This is a genomic window from Gilliamella sp. X-46 (assembly GCF_057063525.1).
In genome coordinates, this window is sequence record NZ_JBXSQH010000007.1 from 39,929 (window position 1) to 54,906 (window position 14,978).

A 14,978-nucleotide genomic window follows, 5' to 3' on the forward strand; every position below is an offset into this window, starting at 1 on the left:
AGGTAACCGCCAACCACTTTGGCGGTTAAGTTTATTTATTCCGTTGCTCTTCGCGGGTAAGCTTTTTCATTTTTTGCTCGATTCGTTGACGTTTTAATGGTGAAAGATAATCAACAAAGAGTTTACCTTTTAAGTGATCCATTTCGTGCTGAATACAGATAGCTAATAGCTCGTCGGCGTCAATTTCATAAGGATTACCATGACGATCAAGCGCTTTGATTTTGATTTTTTCAGCCCTCGGTACAAAACCTCGACAATCAGGTACTGATAGGCAACCTTCTTCTATACCGGTTTCACCTTCTTGACTAATGACTTCTGGATTGATAATCACATAAACTTGACTTTTATCTTCTGATACATCAATCACAATAATTTGCTCATGCACATCCACTTGGGTTGCAGCAAGCCCAATACCGTTTTCGTCGTACATGGTTTCGATCATATTATCAATGATCGTTTGTAACTCAGGGGTGAACTGGGTAACAGGTTTAGCAACTTTGCGAAGCCGCTCATCAGGAAAACGTAATACCGGTAAAATAGCCATAAATTATTCGATCTACTCCTCAAATTTCGGGTTTATTCAATCAATTGCTCATTGTAAACATTTATCATACTGATGAATAGTCCTTGTTGGCTATTGCTAGTATTTATCTTATCAATTCAAGATAGTTAAATTATTTAAAATGAGTGCAAAAAGTTATGATGAGTAAATATGAGTTCTTATTACGAATTTCAATGCTTGGACATGGCAAACAAGCTATTTTTAAAAAAATTGGACAACTTTTTGCAAATGATTTACCTGATAAAATACAAAATGTGCCTTTTTTGTTAGATAAGCTGGGCTTATTAGATGTTCAATTAGCGCGTTTTTATGAAACTTCATATCTTCATTTTGAACCAATACTTGAATGGTTAGATTCTCCCAGCTCACAAAAACATCTTATTGCCTATTGTGATAGTGATTATCCGTTGTTACTCAAACAAATCTGCTCTCCGCCTTTGTTACTGTTTGTTTTAGGTAATCGACAGTTATTACATTCTCCTCAACTGGCTATGGTTGGAAGCCGTGAATTTAGTGAATATGGAGCTCAATGGGGGCGATATTTCGCAGGTGAATTGGCTATTAATGGTTTAACCATAACCAGTGGTTTGGCGCTGGGGTTAGATGCAATTTGTCATCGTGGTGCACTTGAGGTGTCGGGTCATACAATTGCGGTGTTAGGTAGTGGTTTAGCAAAGATTGCACCAAGATCAAATTTAAACTTAGCAAATGATATTTTGGCGCAAAATGGTGCAATTGTGTCCGAATTTTTGCCATTTGAAAAGGCTAGATCAGTCTATTTCCCTCGTCGAAATCGAATTATTAGTGGATTAAGTTTAGGTACCTTTGTGGTTGAAGCTTCAGAAAAAAGCGGCTCGTTAATTACTGCGCGCTATGCACTTGAGCAAAATCGCGATGTATTTGCTTTACCGGGTGACATTAATAATGAAAACTGTAGTGGAACACACTATTTAATTAAACAAGGCGCCTATTTAGTTTCTAAACCGGCTGATATTTTAGAGCATTATTGTAGTTATTTATCAGTTGCCAATAACTCGTATAATCAACTAAAAGAAGAACAAAATAATTCTATTTTATATCCTGAAATTTTTGCAGTGATTCATCATCAACCTATTCCGATTGATATGATTGCTCAGCAAATCAATATGTCAATTTCAGAAGTGACGACCAAATTATTAGATATGGAATTAAAAGGGTTAATTAAAACGGTGACTGGTGGTTATATTCGTAATCGAACGCTTTAAAAATAGACTTATTTTGTTAAAAATTTTAGAAAATAATTTATTTATCAATAGAATCCGCCGATACTTATCGGCGGTATGCCTATTTTTATTTATCTTCAATTTCAAGTGCAATTTCAGATAAGATAATACCTGTGTTGTCAGCATAGATAAAATCGCCAGAAAAGAAGGTCACCCCACCAAAATTCACACGAATATCGATTTCACCAACACCTTGATCTTCGGCTCCAACTGGGATGGCTGCAAGTGCTTGAATGCCAATGTCAGCTTCTGCCAAATAATCAACTTGGCGAACTGCACCATAAACAATAATGCCTGCCCATTGATTTTGAATTGCGATATCAATCAGTTCAGCATCAATTAATGCACGACGAACAGAACCTCCACCATCAATCACTAAAATTTTACCTGAGCCATCTGATTGTAAAATTTCGTATAGTAACCCGTTATCTTCAAAACACTTAACTGTTACAGCTTGACCTGAAAATGATGTCACACCACCAAAATTACTAAATATTGGTTCAACTACGTTAACATCTTCAGGGTAATAATCGCAAAGAATTGAAGTATCAAACTCCATCACCTACTCTCCTTTTGCTGTCATTTTTAATTAAATTTAGTATAACGCTAACATTGAGTAAAACGATATTAAATTTAAATAAACGTGAGCTAGCTCAAAATAATACTCAAACAATAAAGTAAATTAGTCAATAAAGCAAGTTTGACCATAGTAATAAAAAAGTATCCCGTCTTTGTGTTAATTAAATTGTAAAACCGAATCAATATGTTTGTTAAATAGTGGTAATGTTGGTATAAATAAACCACTTTCCAAATATAGCCATAAAGTTGATTGGCAAAATTAAGTCTTCACATATAAGACACTATATTATTTTTGCATTTTAAACGTTAATCATGTTTTACTTATTATGTTACTTTTCTAGTTTTACGTTCGATAGCTCTTTAAGAATCGTCTTACTCGACCTTCCCTCAATGCTGCAATAAAAAAACCAAGTGAACCATATATGATCCCCAACAATAAAATCATAAAAACATTGAATAAATTATCAAGTAAGCCTAAGCCCATTTGGTTTACACCTGCAATCATATTGGTTGCCCAAGTTGATGGTAACATTTTGGAAACAATTTGTACCCCAAATGGCATGGCATCAAGTGGCCAAATTGTACCTGATAAATAAAATACTGGTGTTGTCAAAAATGCAAGTGTGAGATAAATCATTTCAGTTTTACGTAAACATTCTGTCAGTAATTTACTTAATCCTAAAACACCAAGTAACAATGGGAATGTCATAATTAGAATTTCAGGTATATTTGCAAGCTGTCGATAACCAAGTACCCAAGGCCACAAACCAAACAGTACAATGGATAAAAATAACCATACCGGTATAAGACCACACAAGCTACCCAATATGACAATTTTTGGTGGTTTACCTTGCGGTAACGAGTTTAATGTAATATTAGTACGTGTTGAGGCAATTAAAAATGAATGTTGCAATAACATTACTAATAAACCCGGAAAGGTAATAGCGGCAAAACTGACACCTGGATTATAAAGTGGTTCTGTTTGACCATTTATTGGCGATAAAATAATATTGATCTGTTTATCTGAAAACCCACTATTACGCATTATTCGAGTATTATATTGAGTTAATATCTGTTGATAGATCCCTTTTATATCGACTTGTATTAAACCATTAGCTAAACGACTTGAAGCATCGCCATATGCAGGTATTGTCACTTCTTCGCCATTTAATAACCGTTTTTCAAAATCTCTTGGAATCGTAAATACCGCAAAAAGTCGGTGATTATTAATATCATCATAAGCTTGCAGAGAGCTCTCATATATAATGGTCTCTATTTTTGAACTGGTATTTAAAGAACGAATTAAACTTCGGCTGGTTGGCGTATGATCTTGATCGATTATCGCAACCGGCAAACTGGTAATAGTGCCATTACTATAAACTAAACTCATCAATGAGACAGACAATAGTAGCAACAACCACATTGGTCTAACTAATAAAAGCAAAAATATTTTTATAAATGAAGACCAAAATATTTTAAGCATCTTGGTGTTTCCTCTTACTGTGAATGTAGTCGTCTTACTAGACGTTTTCTCACTAACACGGTAATAATTATTGGGTAGACCATTAAAATAACACAGGTTTTTAACACTGAAAGATAACTAGAGTGACGTAAAAACAGATCGAACAGCTTATTAAGAGCATAAGTTAATGGTTCTAGTGATGAAATAAACCTTGCAATCCAAGGCATAGATAATTCAGGTACAACAACACCAGAATAAGTTAACGCAAGTCCAACTAAAATACCTATATAAGTATAAGCATCAATAGGGGTTTTAGTAAAAGTGTATAGAAAAATACCAATACTTTGAGCGGCAATCACATAGAAAAATACCACCGTCACCATGGCAAAAGGCGAACCGGATACACGAGCATGAGAAAACAGAACAAGCATCGCAATTTCGAAAATAAGCAACATAGTAAACCAAATGGTATAAGGCGCTAATTTCCCTAAAACAAATGGATAATTAGGGCGAGTCCGCTTTGGTAATTGTGCTAATAGATGAATCGTTGTTGTGACAACAAACAGTTGTAGTAGATGCACGACAGCCGAAAATTGTTGAAAGTACATTGAATTACCACTGGCATTAAACAATCCATCATAATTAAAGTTTACTTTTGCAAGCTTAGGTACTGGTATCCCAATACTAGTTGCCATTGTGCTACGGTATTGGGTATTTAATGCCGCAATTAGGCCAGAATAATCCATAATAGAATATAGCCCAGCACTATAATATAACGCGTTATAATATAGCATTGGGGTTGGCTGCCGACCGGCTAATACATCTGCTTCAAAATTCGGTGGAATATAAAAAATGGCATAAATTTTTGCTTTTTGCAAATCACGTTCAGCCTCAGCAAGCTGGCTATCATAATTGACCAGATTGGCATGTGCTCCAGCATTAAGATCGCGCACGATTTCACGCGATAAAACACTTTTATCATTATCGATATAGCCAACAGGTAGATCAAAAAGTACACCACGATAAAAGATACTACTGATTAATATAAAAATAATTAGCGGTAAGATCCACATTAACCAATGGAAAGTAAACCGCTTAAATATCGCAGGTATTTCAGCGTTAAACGCTTCTTTGAAGCGGTGCCAAAAATCCCAAACTAGTTGTCTAATTTCCATAGTGTGCTCATACCTGCACGTAAACCGGCAATAGGAGTTGTTGGATAAAGTCTAACTTCAAAGGTTTTTAAATCAAAATCACCAGTGGCTCGTGTTGCACGTTTTGTTGCATAATCACCCATGGGTGCAATATAACGAACTTCAGCCTCAACTTCTTTATTACCAAGAGCTGGGACTTCAAGCTTAACATGATCGCCTTTATGAATATTAGGCATAATATTTTCACGAAGATTAAATATAAAGTACGCTTTTGGTAGTTGAATTACAGTCAATAATGGACTATTGGCATTAAATAACTCGCCAACTTCGGCTGGTATTGAACCAACCTCACCGTCAACAGGGGCTTTTACTTGTAAATCATCGTATTGAATTTGTAATTGTTTAAGCTGCTCTTCAGCCTCTTTTAATTTAGCATCATAAATTTCACGTTGTTCAATACGATCACCATTTTTGGCTTGATCTAAATTCGCTTGTGCTGACTGAACTTGTTGAAAGGCTGCATCACGCGTTTTTAATGCATTATCTAAAATCGATTGAGAAACATAACCTTTGGCCGAAATCACTTTGTTACGATCATATTCTTTGGATGCATTATCATAAGCAACTTTAGCTTGTTGAAGTAACGCTTCATAATAGCGAATGCTTTCTTCACGTGTTCCATGTTCAGAAAGTGCAACTTGAGCTCGTGCTTGGTCGCAAGCCGCTTGTGCCGCTTTGACTTGTGCTAATAGCTCTGGACTATCAAGCGTTATTAATATATCGCTTGGTTTTACATCATCACCGCGATTGACGTGTATTACCTGCACACGCCCTTTCGCTTTTGACGAAATACTAACATTAGGTGCATCAACCTCGCCTTGTAATATAAGCTGGCTATTATGTGATCGAATTAGAATTGTCATTGAAATTAAAATAACAATTAACACAATAATAATAAAAATTTTTTTATTCATAAATTTTGCATGGAGTGATAATGATTAGATATGGCCTAAACAATTAGGATGATGGTATGCATTATAGATCTCACATTTATAAATTGTAACGATTACTGTATTACAAATTATACGAAAAGTGCTTTATTTTAATGAATAAAGAAAAATTTTTATTAAAAAAAAAGAATATATCAACACGATCAATAATAAATACAACTATACTCCATTTGAGTTTTAAATATATTTTAATAATAACAAAACATCAATTTAATAGGTTTTGTTTATAAATGATATTCGTTAAAAGAAATAGATAAAAACCTACTTATTTAGTATGATATTTTTAGTTGATTACGATAAGGTTTGAAATTTATGAAAAAAATAATAATTATTGGTGGTGGAGCTGGGGGTTTAGAACTAGCTACAGACCTTGGCGATAAACTAGGAAAAGGCAACCAAGCTGAAATTACACTGATTGATAAAAATAGTTATCACCTATGGAAACCTTTATTACATGAAGTTGCCACTGGTATTTTGAACGAACAAGCTGATAGAATTGACTATGCAAAACAAGGGCAACAACACAATTTCCAATTTAATCAAGGTACGTTTACTAATCTTAATCGTGAAGAAAAACAAATTATTATTGAAAATTTAAATCACGAATCTGTTTCTATTCCATATGATATTTTAGTTATGGCAATAGGCAGTACTTCAAACGATTTTGGTACGCCAGGTGTTAAAGAACATTGTATCTTTTTAGATGATCAAAATGCCGCTATTCGTTTACGTGAAACACTTATTGCAAAATTCTCTAGTTTTTGTTCTATTATTGATGAAGATGAAGCAACAACTGAAGATAAAATTCGTATCGCTATTGTTGGTGGTGGCGCAACTGGTGTTGAATTAGCCTCAGAATTACCTCATATGGTTGAAACATTTGGTGCTTGTGGACGCAATAAAATGTGTTCTGATTTGCTAGATGTATCGGTTATTGAAGCAACTGATCGTATTTTACCTGCGTTACCTGAAAAAACAGCATTAGATATTACCGAAACATTACAAAAACGTGGTATTAATGTGTTAACAAAAACCATGATAACTAAAGCGGAAAGTGATGGCTTTTATCCAAAAGAAGGCGATACCATCAACGCTGATATTATGATCTGGACTGCGGGTGTAAAAGCGCCTGACTATCTAAAAGACATTGCTGGTTTAGAATCAAGCCGTTCTAATCAACTTGTAGTTAAACCGACACTACAAACAACGCGCGATGATGATATTTTTGTTATTGGTGATTGTGCTTACGCAATGCAAGACAGCGGACGAGCCGCTCCTGCTACGGCGCAAGCTGCACATCAGATGGCAAAAATCTGTTATGAAAATATTGTTAACATATTGAATAATAAATCATTGAAATCGTTTAATTATACTGATAATGGAACGATTATTTCTCTACATGATACAGCACAAGGTGTGGTTAAAATTGCAGGCAAACGAGAAATGAATGTTAAAGGATTTTTTGCTTTAACTATTCATCGCCTGTTGTATCGTATGCATCAAGCAAGCTTATTAGGTATTTTCAAAACAATTCGATTTGTTAAAGCTAGTAAAGAGATGTATAAAAATAAATTTGCTTCTATCTTTACTCATCAAGACTAATTTCCCATTTAGATAGCTACTTACAAAACACTATTTTATAAGTAGCTATTTTATTTTATAATTTATAGCATTATTTACAGGCAAAGGTAAATTTAATGCGTTTTATTATATTGTTTATGCTGTCTTTAGTTAGCTTTATTAGTATTGCTAGTTATAAACCTCAAGATGGTGATATTATTTTTCAATCCTCACAATCAAGACAAAGCTTGGCAGTTGAACAAGCTACAAACTCTCCATACAGTCATATGGGAATTATTTTCATTAAAAATGGCAAACCATATGTTTTTGAAGCTGCTAATAAAGTAATTTATACCCCGCTAAATAGTTGGATTGCGCGTGGTAAAAATAAAAAATACATCATAAAACGTTTAAAAAATCACGATTTATCCAATAACGAAATTGCTAAATTAAAGCGAGTCGCAAGTAGTTTTGAAGGCAAACCTTATGATATCTGGTTTGGTTGGGACAATAATTATATCTATTGTTCTGAGTTAATCTGGAAAATTTATGATAAAGCACTTAAATTGAAAATTGGTCAATTACAAACTATCAAAGATTTTAATCTTTCATCACCTGCCGTGAAGCAAAAACTAAAAGAACGTTATGGAAACAAAATTCCTTATCAAGAAACGGTTATTTCACCAGTTTCTATTTTTAATTCCCCCTTGCTGATAACGGTTGACAAACAATGGTGAATTAAAATAATGCTAAACTCTTAACTGGTGAAAAACTTTTACGATATAAATGATTAATACCATGTTCTTTTATTGCCGCTAAATGCGCTTTAGTTGGATAACCTTTATGCTTAGCAAGGCCATATTGTGGATACAACTTATCAAGCTCAACCATCTCACGATCACGTGTAACTTTAGCCAAAATTGAAGCAGCACTAATCTCTGCTACCAATAAATCTCCCTTAATGACTGCTTGAGTTTGAATACCAAAATCAGGACAACGATTACCATCAACTAATACAAAATTAGGTTTAATAGTTAATCCAGATACAGCACGCTGCATTGCTAGCATAGTGGCATGTAATATATTTAATTTATCGATTTCATCCACTGAAGCTCGGGCAATATTCCACGCTAAAGCATCTTGTTGGATTATGTCAAACAGTTGTTCGCGCTTTTTTTCAGTCAATTTTTTAGAGTCAGTTAAGCCTTTAATTGGCTTGTTTGGATCTAAAATGACGGCAGCAGTAACAACATCACCACAAAGTGGACCGCGTCCGACTTCATCGACACCAGCAATTAATGTGGCATCAGGATAGGTAAATTCTAACAACAATGTGCATCCTCTAATACATCAAGCACTGCTTTAGCCGCTTGCTCATCGGCATTACAACGGATTTGTTTATGCAAAGATAAAAATGTCTGTTTTAGCTCAGTATTATCCCCCTCTAACAAAGGAATAATGTGATTCGCGATATTTTCAGGAGTGCAATCTTGCTGTAATAACTCTGGAACCAGGGCTTTACCAGCTAAAATGTTAGGTAAAGAGACATAAGGAGTTTTAATTAATTTTTTAGCGAGCCAAAATGTGAAAGGTTTCATTTTATAACCAACAACCATAGGACATTTGGCTAACATACATTCTAGAGCCACAGTACCAGAGGCTAAAATTGCCGCATCGCTAGCAATCATTGCTTCACGGGCATGGCCATCTAATAATTGTATGTCTAGTTTTGGTGCAACTTCGGCTTTAATCTGTTCAAACTCTTTTCGTCTTTTTTCATTCACTAATGGTACAACAATATGTAAGTCAGGATAACGTTGACGTAATAATTGCGCAGCTTCTAAAAAAGGAGTCGATAATAATGTCACTTCTGCATGGCGACTACCGGGTAATAAAGCTAAACAACGGCAATTTAGTGGCACATCTAATTGTTGACGAATAGCCATTTTATCTGGATTAACTGGAATATCATCAGCCATCTTATGACCAATAAAGCGGCAAGGTACATCAAATTTATCATAAAAAGTTTTTTCAAACGGTAAAAAAGCCAAAATAAGATTGGTATTACGTTTAATTTTGAAAACTCGTTTTTGCTTCCAAGCCCAAACGGAGGGGCTAACGTAATGAATCGTTTTAATACCGGCTTGTTTTAATTTACCTTCTAGGGAAAGATTGAAATCAGGTGCGTCAATACCAATAAATATATCGGGATTAAGTTCAATAAGACGTTTATTGATATCTCGGCGAATAGATAAAATACGACGTAATCGCCCCAATACTTCAACAATGCCCATAACCGATAATTCATCCATTTCATACCAAGCCTTACAACCTTCAGCTTGCATTTTAGGACCTGCTATACCAACAAATTCAATGTTGGGATGATGATTTTTTAGCGCACGAATCAATCCCGAGCCAAGAATATCACCAGAAGTTTCTCCAGCGACTAAGGCAATGGTTAATGGTTTGTTGGTCATTAACGGATAATGCCACGCGTTGAACGGGCAAAAAAGTCAACAAAGAGTTGGGCTTCAGGATATTGTTCGGCAATGGTTGCAATTTCAGATTTAGCTTCGTCCAACGTTAAGCCATTTCGATAAAGGACTTTGTAGCTATTGCGAATCGCCTGTAAGGCATCTTTGCTAAAGCCTCTGCGCTTTAAGCCTTCATAATTTACGCCATGAGGAGTTGCATGATTACCTTGGGCAATAACATAAGGAGGAACGTCTTGCGCAACGCCAGAACAACCGCCAATCATAACATGCGATCCAATCACACAAAATTGATGAACAGCTGTCATGCCACCAACAATGACATAATCGTCTAATTGAACATGTCCACCTAAGGTGGCGTTATTTGCTAAAATACAGTGATTACCAATATAACAATCGTGCGCAACGTGGGCATTAATCATCAATAAATTATCACTACCGACACGAGTTAACTCACCACCTTGAACCGTACCACGGTGAATAGTAACGCTTTCGCGAATCATATTGCGATCGCCAATTTCGGTACGCGTTGGCTCTCCACGATATTTTAAATCTTGGTTTACTTCACCAATTGAGACAAATTGATAAATTTGGTTATCTTTACCAATTTTAGTGTGACCATTGACGACAACGTGTGATTTTAAAAATGTTCCGTCACCAATTTCAACATTTGCACCAATAAAACAAAAAGGCCCAATTTTGACGTTATCGCCGATTTTAGCACCTTTTTCAATGACTGAACTTGGGTGTATTTCTGTTGCCATAGTATTTCCTTAAAACAATTTGGAATATGTAAAATACCAAATGTTATTTACGAGCACACATCATTTCAGCTTCGCAAACTAACTTGCCATCAACGGTTGCAACACCATGGAATAGCGCAATGCCACGACGCTCTTTAATATATTCAACATCCAACACAAGTTGATCACCTGGTACAACAGGACGTTTAAAACGTGCTTTGTCAATTGAAGCGAAGTAATAAAGTTGCCCTGGAGATAACTCTTCAATGCTTTTAAATGCCAAAATTCCTGTAGCTTGTGCCATAGCTTCTAAAATTAATACACCAGGGAAAATCGGTTTATTAGGGAAGTGTCCCTGAAAGAATGGTTCATTTACAGTAACATTTTTTATCGCTTTTAATGTTTTACCTTTTTCGTAACTAAGTACGCGATCAACCATTAAAAATGGATAACGATGAGGTAATAAACTGATAATTTCTTCAATATCAAGGGCATTAAGTTCGGTAGTCAAAATAGCTATCCTTATACATTATTTGCTATAAATTTTATACATTATAACTGATGAAGCCTCTTTCACTCAAGGATGATTTAAAGTACAAAATATTACTTATCCAATTTTATTATCAGCACAGAATATAAATTATTAAATAAATGATTGGTAAACACTATATTATCTTTTGTTAAATAATATATAATAGTCGAATTAACAATCTAAAAGAATTTCTAACTTGGAGAAGTAGAATGAAATCATTGATTAAAATGACCTTAGTAAGTAGCGCAATTGTATTGGCATTAGCTGGCTGTGATAAAAAAACAGATAAAATAACAATTTCAACAGATGCACAGAAAGAAGCATATGCATTAGGTTCATCATTTGCAACATACATGAAAACAAATTTAGAACAAAATGAAATTAAACCAGATCAAAAGTATTTAATTGGTGGTTTTAATGAAACATTCAGTGGTGCATCACAACTAAGTAAAGATGAAGTTAAAACTATCTTAGAAGCGTTTGGTAAACGAATTCAAGAAGAAAGCCAAGCGCGTTTTGAAAAACAAAAAACCGAAAATACAGCTGCCGGTGACAAATTCCGTGAAGAATTTGCTAAAAAAGATGGTGTTAAAAAAACTAAATCTGGATTGCTTTATCAAATTTTGGAAAATGGTTCAGACCATCATCCGACTGCCGATGATACCGTTATCGTTCATTATACAGGTACCTTAACTGATGGACGTAAATTTGACAGTTCTTATGATCGTAGTGAACCAGCTAAATTTCCTCTTAATGGTGTGATAAAAGGCTGGATTGAAGGCATCCAACTAGTTGGTGTTGGTGGTAAAATTAAACTTGTTGTACCACCAGATCTAGCTTATGGCGATCAAAACATTCCTGGTCAAGAAGGTAAGGCAGGAATCCAACCAGCATCAACATTAGTCTTTGAAGTTGAATTACTTGGTATTGATAATAATAAAAATGATACAAATGAAGAACCAACGTCAGAGTCAAAACCTGAGCAATCAGAATAATAATCAACAGACTCACTTGTTTGATTCATTAAGCTATACGCTTATTGTTATGGGTCCTGTTTATGGGACCCAATCTGCTTATTGTGCATATCAATTTGCACAGGTTTTACTGTCTAACACTCCCCATACGATTAAAAACATCTTTTTTTATTCAGATGGAGTTTATAATGGTAACAGCTATACCGATCCAGCCAGCGATGAGTTTGATTTAGTGTCTGCATGGCAGAAATTAGCAAAAACATACTCCTTAAGTTTAACTGTTTGTGTTGCAGCAGCACAGCGACGCGGTGTTATCAAAAAAAATCTTGCAGATCATTTTCAATTAACAGGCCTTGGCGAGCTTAGCGAATCAATTGCGACAACAGATCGAACCATTCAATTTTAGAATTAAATCACTGAAATGAAAAAATTAGCAATTATTATTAGCTCACCACCTCATGGAACTGCCAAAGGTCGCGAAGCACTTGATATCGCATTAGCCACCTCAGCTATTAACCATATTTCTGTTTTTTTTGTTGATGATGGCGTATTTCATTTGTTACCTAATCAACAACCAGATCAAATTTTAATGCGCGATTATATTGCAACTTTCAATATGCTTGAGCTTTATGATATTGATGATGTGTATATATGTGAATCTTCACTTAAATCAAGAAACCTAATGCAGCTACCTCGTAATATCCCTAGTAAACTAACTAATAATCAGTTATTAACTCAATTATTAACCATTCAAGATGTAATATTACGATTTTAATTTTATATTGAAATACCAAATCTTACACTACAACAATAGATTTGATTTTTAAACAAAAAAAATTCAGAAAACATATTGATTTTATTGATTTTTTATTTTTTGTTTTTTAAAAAAATAACCAATTTTTCGTAAAAGATGTATTTTCGCATTGATAGATAGACTAATGGAATTTCGTAAGTTTAAAGCCAATAAATAATCCACTCTATTTTTATTATGCTTAAATAAAGTGGATTATAATTCATTTAATTTAGTTTTTATTTTATTAAACTAGAATAATTTCTTCATTTGATCGGCAATTTTTTCGGCCTGAGTACCAACAATAATTTGCACACCAGTTTTACCTAATTTAATGACTGCCATCGCACCTAGTGCTTTAGCGTCTTGTTCATTGACCAACTCTGAATCATTTACACCTAAACGTAATCGTGTAATACAAGAGTCAATGTTGGTTAGATTCTCTTTACCACCTACAACTGCTAAATATTGTTCAGCAAGTTTAGATATATCACCAATTGTTTGTTTTTGATTAGTACGTTGAGTTGATGAAACTGTGGTATCTTCATCTTCACGACCTGGTGTTTTAAGGTTAAATTTAACAATAACAAAACGAAATACCACATAGTAGACCACAAAGAATACTAAGCCCTGAAGAATTAGCATAGACCAATGTACTGCTAGTGGATTTCCTGACTGAAGCAACATATCTATTAGGCCTGCGCTAAAACCAAATCCACATATCCATTGCATAGTCGCAGCAATAAATAATGAGATACCTGTTAAAACCGCATGGATAAAATAAAGCACCGGCGCTACAAACATAAAAGCAAATTCTAGTGGCTCAGTAATACCAGTAAAGAATGCAGCAATAGAGGCTGCAAACATAATTGATGCAGTTTTCTCTTTATTGCCTTTTTTAGCCGTATGGTACATGGCTAATGCTGCACCAGGCAGGCCAAACATCATAACAGGGAAGAATCCAGCTTGGTACCGACCGGTAATACCTACAACAGCTTTACCAGTATCAATAGAGCTTTGTCCGCCCAAGAAATAAGGAATATCGTTGATACCAGCCACGTCAAACCAGAATACTGAGTTTAAAGCATGGTGTAAACCAACCGGAATAAGTAAACGATTGAAGAATCCATAAATACCTGCGCCAACAGAACCTAATCCTTGGATTAGTTGACCAAAATATTCTAAGCCACTATAAACAACAGGCCAAATAAAATAGAAAAGCACTGAAACAAGTAACATCACAACTGAGACAATAATAGGGACAAAGCGTTTACCGCTGAAAAAGGCTAATGCTTTATGTAACTCAATGGAACTAAATCGATTGTATAACTCTGCTGAAATAATCCCAACTAAAATGCCAATAAATTGATTGTTGATACTATTAAATGCTGGCGGTACTAGTTTTTGCCAATCTTTAACAGTTTTTATATCTATTCCATGGAAAAATGCAATAGATTCAGGTGATAATAAGGTAGTGATAATTAAAAAGCCCACTAAACCAGAAAGTGCAGCTGCACCATCTTTATCTTTAGACATACCATAAGCCACACCAATAGCAAAAAGTATTGGCATATTACTTAGAATAGCACTACCTGATGTCACTAAAAATTTAGCAACAATACTAGCATCCCATTCCATAAGTCCAAACAAGTTTACATGACTAACCCACTCTATATGGCTAACCCACTGACCAATCCCTAGAAGTATTGCGGCAGCCGGCAATACCGCCACAGGTACCATCAGTGAGCGCCCAATGCGTTGCAAATAAGCTAAAATTCCCATAAGTTAACCTCATATATTATTAAACTATACCTAGAAAGTATAAAAAACACTTTTAGGTACCAGTAACTACTTTATT

The 14,978-nt window shown here is 34.8% G+C and carries 16 protein-coding genes; 6 read left to right on the forward strand and 10 right to left on the reverse strand.

Annotated features, from left to right (window positions below; all coding sequences use genetic code 11):
- Positions 1–31: 31 nt before the first annotated feature.
- Entirely contained in the window at positions 32–544 is a 513-nt protein-coding gene (gene def, locus ACYIAJ_RS06660) for a peptide deformylase (protein ID WP_174796488.1), read from the reverse strand.
- Positions 545–699: 155 nt separating this feature from the next.
- Here def and dprA point away from each other — a divergent pair, with 155 nt between their 5' ends.
- Positions 700–1,806 carry a DNA-processing protein DprA gene (gene dprA, locus ACYIAJ_RS06665; RefSeq protein WP_483560376.1) on the forward strand — a complete coding sequence of 369 codons (1,107 nt, stop codon included), beginning with the start codon at positions 700–702 and terminating at the stop codon, positions 1,804–1,806.
- Positions 1,807–1,891: 85 nt separating this feature from the next.
- Here dprA and rraA read toward each other — a convergent pair whose 3' ends face one another.
- From rraA to ACYIAJ_RS06685, 4 genes are all read right to left on the reverse strand, one after another.
- A complete protein-coding gene (gene rraA / locus ACYIAJ_RS06670) occupies positions 1,892–2,383 on the reverse strand; it encodes a ribonuclease E activity regulator RraA (protein WP_483560424.1) in 492 nt (163 codons plus the stop codon).
- A gap of 363 nt (positions 2,384–2,746) precedes the next feature.
- The gene (locus ACYIAJ_RS06675; protein WP_483560377.1) at positions 2,747–3,886 is read right to left on the reverse strand and encodes an ABC transporter permease; all 1,140 of its coding nucleotides are present in this window, start codon (positions 3,884–3,886) and stop codon (positions 2,747–2,749) included.
- 14 nt (positions 3,887–3,900) lie between these two features.
- Positions 3,901–5,040, reverse strand: coding sequence for an ABC transporter permease (locus ACYIAJ_RS06680; protein WP_483560378.1), 1,140 nt, complete (start codon positions 5,038–5,040; stop codon positions 3,901–3,903).
- On the reverse strand, positions 5,022–5,993 hold the full coding sequence (locus ACYIAJ_RS06685) for an HlyD family secretion protein (protein WP_483560379.1): 972 nt from the start codon (positions 5,991–5,993) through the stop codon (positions 5,022–5,024). Before ACYIAJ_RS06685 ends, ACYIAJ_RS06680 begins: the two co-directional genes overlap by 19 nt.
- A 348-nt stretch (positions 5,994–6,341) precedes the next feature.
- Here ACYIAJ_RS06685 and ACYIAJ_RS06690 point away from each other — a divergent pair, with 348 nt between their 5' ends.
- On the forward strand, positions 6,342–7,631 hold the full coding sequence (locus ACYIAJ_RS06690) for an NAD(P)/FAD-dependent oxidoreductase (protein ID WP_483560380.1): 1,290 nt from the start codon (positions 6,342–6,344) through the stop codon (positions 7,629–7,631).
- A 95-nt stretch (positions 7,632–7,726) separates the two neighbouring features.
- The gene (locus ACYIAJ_RS06695) at positions 7,727–8,326 is read left to right on the forward strand and encodes a YiiX family permuted papain-like enzyme (RefSeq protein WP_483560381.1); all 600 of its coding nucleotides are present in this window, start codon (positions 7,727–7,729) and stop codon (positions 8,324–8,326) included.
- A 1-nt stretch (position 8,327) separates the two neighbouring features.
- Here the strand turns inward: ACYIAJ_RS06695 and rnhB are convergent, their stop codons facing one another.
- Genes rnhB through fabZ form a run of 4 tightly spaced genes read right to left on the reverse strand, consistent with a single transcriptional unit; the run spans position 8,328 to position 11,335 of the window.
- Positions 8,328–8,918: a ribonuclease HII gene (rnhB, locus tag ACYIAJ_RS06700; protein WP_483560425.1), complete on the reverse strand. Its 591-nt coding sequence runs from the start codon at positions 8,916–8,918 to the stop codon at positions 8,328–8,330.
- Positions 8,912–10,066, reverse strand: coding sequence for a lipid-A-disaccharide synthase (gene lpxB / locus ACYIAJ_RS06705; RefSeq protein ID WP_483560382.1), 1,155 nt, complete (start codon positions 10,064–10,066; stop codon positions 8,912–8,914). The genes rnhB and lpxB overlap by 7 nt, the downstream gene beginning before the upstream one ends.
- Entirely contained in the window at positions 10,066–10,845 is a 780-nt protein-coding gene (gene lpxA / locus ACYIAJ_RS06710) for an acyl-ACP--UDP-N-acetylglucosamine O-acyltransferase (RefSeq protein WP_091348037.1), read from the reverse strand. The genes lpxB and lpxA overlap by 1 nt, the downstream gene beginning before the upstream one ends.
- Before the next feature lie 43 nt (positions 10,846–10,888).
- Complete coding sequence (fabZ, locus tag ACYIAJ_RS06715; protein WP_091348040.1) at positions 10,889–11,335, reverse strand: 3-hydroxyacyl-ACP dehydratase FabZ; 447 nt, start codon at positions 11,333–11,335, stop codon at positions 10,889–10,891.
- A gap of 230 nt (positions 11,336–11,565) precedes the next feature.
- Between fabZ and fkpA the strand changes: the two genes are divergently transcribed.
- The 3 genes from fkpA to tusC are packed head-to-tail and all read left to right on the forward strand — an operon-like array spanning position 11,566 to position 13,105.
- Positions 11,566–12,351, forward strand: coding sequence for an FKBP-type peptidyl-prolyl cis-trans isomerase (gene fkpA / locus ACYIAJ_RS06720; RefSeq protein ID WP_483560383.1), 786 nt, complete (start codon positions 11,566–11,568; stop codon positions 12,349–12,351).
- A 16-nt stretch (positions 12,352–12,367) separates the two neighbouring features.
- A complete protein-coding gene (gene tusD, locus ACYIAJ_RS06725) occupies positions 12,368–12,736 on the forward strand; it encodes a sulfurtransferase complex subunit TusD (protein ID WP_483560384.1) in 369 nt (122 codons plus the stop codon).
- A 15-nt stretch (positions 12,737–12,751) separates the two neighbouring features.
- A complete protein-coding gene (tusC, locus tag ACYIAJ_RS06730) occupies positions 12,752–13,105 on the forward strand; it encodes a sulfurtransferase complex subunit TusC (protein ID WP_483560385.1) in 354 nt (117 codons plus the stop codon).
- A 267-nt stretch (positions 13,106–13,372) separates the two neighbouring features.
- Here the strand turns inward: tusC and nagE are convergent, their stop codons facing one another.
- On the reverse strand, positions 13,373–14,902 hold the full coding sequence (gene nagE, locus ACYIAJ_RS06735; protein ID WP_483564536.1) for an N-acetylglucosamine-specific PTS transporter subunit IIBC: 1,530 nt from the start codon (positions 14,900–14,902) through the stop codon (positions 13,373–13,375).
- Between the last annotated feature and the right edge of the window lie 76 nt (positions 14,903–14,978).

Bases quoted from the DNA above. Each gene is read 5' to 3' on its own strand.
- def (WP_174796488.1), bottom strand. From the start codon at position 544: ATGGCTATTTTACCGGTATTACGTTTTCCTGATGAGCGGCTTCGCAAA.
- dprA (WP_483560376.1), top strand. From the start codon at position 700: ATGATGAGTAAATATGAGTTCTTATTACGAATTTCAATGCTTGGACAT.
- rraA (WP_483560424.1), bottom strand. From the start codon at position 2,383: ATGGAGTTTGATACTTCAATTCTTTGCGATTATTACCCTGAAGATGTT.
- ACYIAJ_RS06675 (WP_483560377.1), bottom strand. From the start codon at position 3,886: ATGCTTAAAATATTTTGGTCTTCATTTATAAAAATATTTTTGCTTTTA.
- ACYIAJ_RS06680 (WP_483560378.1), bottom strand. From the start codon at position 5,040: ATGGAAATTAGACAACTAGTTTGGGATTTTTGGCACCGCTTCAAAGAA.
- ACYIAJ_RS06685 (WP_483560379.1), bottom strand. From the start codon at position 5,993: ATGAATAAAAAAATTTTTATTATTATTGTGTTAATTGTTATTTTAATT.
- ACYIAJ_RS06690 (WP_483560380.1), top strand. From the start codon at position 6,342: ATGAAAAAAATAATAATTATTGGTGGTGGAGCTGGGGGTTTAGAACTA.
- ACYIAJ_RS06695 (WP_483560381.1), top strand. From the start codon at position 7,727: ATGCGTTTTATTATATTGTTTATGCTGTCTTTAGTTAGCTTTATTAGT.
- lpxB (WP_483560382.1), bottom strand. From the start codon at position 10,066: ATGACCAACAAACCATTAACCATTGCCTTAGTCGCTGGAGAAACTTCT.
- lpxA (WP_091348037.1), bottom strand. From the start codon at position 10,845: ATGGCAACAGAAATACACCCAAGTTCAGTCATTGAAAAAGGTGCTAAA.
- fkpA (WP_483560383.1), top strand. From the start codon at position 11,566: ATGAAATCATTGATTAAAATGACCTTAGTAAGTAGCGCAATTGTATTG.
- tusC (WP_483560385.1), top strand. From the start codon at position 12,752: ATGAAAAAATTAGCAATTATTATTAGCTCACCACCTCATGGAACTGCC.
- nagE (WP_483564536.1), bottom strand. From the start codon at position 14,902: ATGGGAATTTTAGCTTATTTGCAACGCATTGGGCGCTCACTGATGGTA.